The sequence below is a fragment of the Calditrichia bacterium genome (assembly GCA_020634975.1).
In the GTDB taxonomy this organism is placed as follows: Bacteria; Calditrichota; Calditrichia; order RBG-13-44-9; family J075; genus JACKAQ01.
The window spans coordinates 1-1,889 of the sequence record JACKAQ010000014.1; the positions used below are offsets into that span (position 1 = coordinate 1).

Annotated in this window: 1 protein-coding gene; it reads left to right on the forward strand. The window is 47.5% G+C overall.

Annotation, left to right across the window (positions count from 1 at the left end; translation table 11 throughout):
* Positions 1-389 precede the first annotated feature (389 nt).
* Entirely contained in the window at positions 390-1,754 is a 1,365-nt protein-coding gene (locus tag H6629_24005; GenBank protein MCB9070852.1) for an amidohydrolase family protein, read from the forward strand.
* The last annotated feature ends 135 nt before the right edge of the window (positions 1,755-1,889 follow it).

Genomic DNA, 1,889 nt, shown 5'->3' on the forward strand with positions numbered 1-1,889 from the left:
CACGGAGAATCACAGAGAAATATTACAGCAACCTTTTCTTTAATAAATGCTTGTTTTTGCTGATTATAACCTTTTCATCTCTCACTGTCTTTTTAGAGTTTAAAAAAAATCTCTGTGTTCCTCGGTGTTTCTGTGGCTAAAATGCGTAACACCGGTTATTAACCACAAATTCCACGAATTTTCACAAATTAATATTTCTTTGAAAGCATTGAATATTAACATACCTGCTACTGTCATTCCCGCAATCTTTTAGCGGGAATCTATGAATGCCACCGTTTGGTTGCCCGAATAAATCGGGACGGGTATAACGTGCTAATCATTGGTTATTTTTATCAAAACTCTGAAAATGAAACATTCAAAACCTGAAAAATAAATTGGAGCACTTTTAGATGATACTGATTTCCCTGTTATTTATAATGAAATCAAATGCCCGGAAAATCTGCCGGCATTCGCTGGCAATATTTCTGCTTACCGGGTTCGGCTGGGTGGCTTTCGCCAGCGATCAGGTGCCTGCACCGCCGCAGGATCATCCCATTGCATTGGTCAACGGCACGGTGCACACCGTCAGCGGTGCTACCTTGCCGGCAACCACCATTTTGTTCGATAACGGCAAAATTACCTTCATCGGCGGAGAAGCTGCGTTACCGGAAAATGCGGAAATCATTGATATCAACGGAAAACATGTGTATCCGGCAATGATTGCGGCAAACACTATCCTCGGTTTATCGGAAATCAATGCCGTTCGCGCCACCCGCGATTATCGCGAAGTCGGCACGTTCACCCCGGAAGTACGGGCGGAAGTTGCCTATAATCCCGATAGCGAATTACTCCCCGTAACCCGCGCCAACGGCGTCGCACTTGCCCAAAGCGTACCGCAGGGCGGATTGATCTCCGGAACATCCGCACTAATGTCGCTCGATGGCTGGACATGGGAAAATATGACCGAAAAATCGCCGGTGGGACTGCACATCCGCTGGCCGCAAATGAAGGCCATTGAACGGATCTGGATGCGCCAAAGCGCTGAAGATCAATTGAAAGATCGCGACGAGCAGTTGGAAAATCTTCGCAAATTTTTCGCAGATGCGCGGGCGTATCATCAATTAAAGTCATCCGGTCAACCGTTTGAATCGAGCACTCGGTTGGAAGCGATGGCGCCGTTTATCACCGGAGAAGAGCCGGTGTTTATTCACGCAGATGATATTCGCCAGATTCAGGCGGCGATGGATTGGGCGAAAACAGAGCAATTGCAAATGATTCTGGTTGGCGGATATGACGCATGGCGCATCGCGGATGAATTGAAAGTGCAGGATATCCCGGTGATTTATCACAACGTTCATTCACTGCCGGATCGTCGTTGGGAAGGATACGACACGCCGTTCACCGGACCTGCAAAATTACATGCCGCAGGTGTTCGTTTTTGCATCGCACCATCAGAAGGCGTTAGTGATCCGGGACATTCCCGAAACCTGCCATACGAAGCAGCAACCGCCGCAGCTTATGGATTACCAAAAGATGAAGCGTTGAAATCGGTGACGTTGTATCCCGCGCAAATATTCGGGATTGCAGAACGGGTCGGTTCGCTGGAAGTAGGGAAGGATGCCACGCTGATCGTTACCACCGGTGATCCGTTGGAAATTACCACCCAGGTTGAGCATATGTTTATCGCCGGCCGGCATGTCGATTTGAGCAGTCGCCACACACAATTATATGAAAAATATTTGCAAAAATATCGTCAGCTTGGTGAGATTGAGTAGGATAACCTGCGATTCAGTTTCGGGACACTTTTCCACAGAAATTGTTCCGAAATTGAATCGCGGATGGTTGGCTGTTTGGCGAATAGAATTTTGAAGCTGTAATACTCGGTCATTCCTGCGAAGGCAGGGATCTCC

What these genes read in the sequence shown, in the direction of transcription:
- H6629_24005 (MCB9070852.1), top strand. Translation starts at nt 390, where the DNA reads ATGATACTGATTTCCCTGTTATTTATAATGAAATCAAATGCCCGGAAA.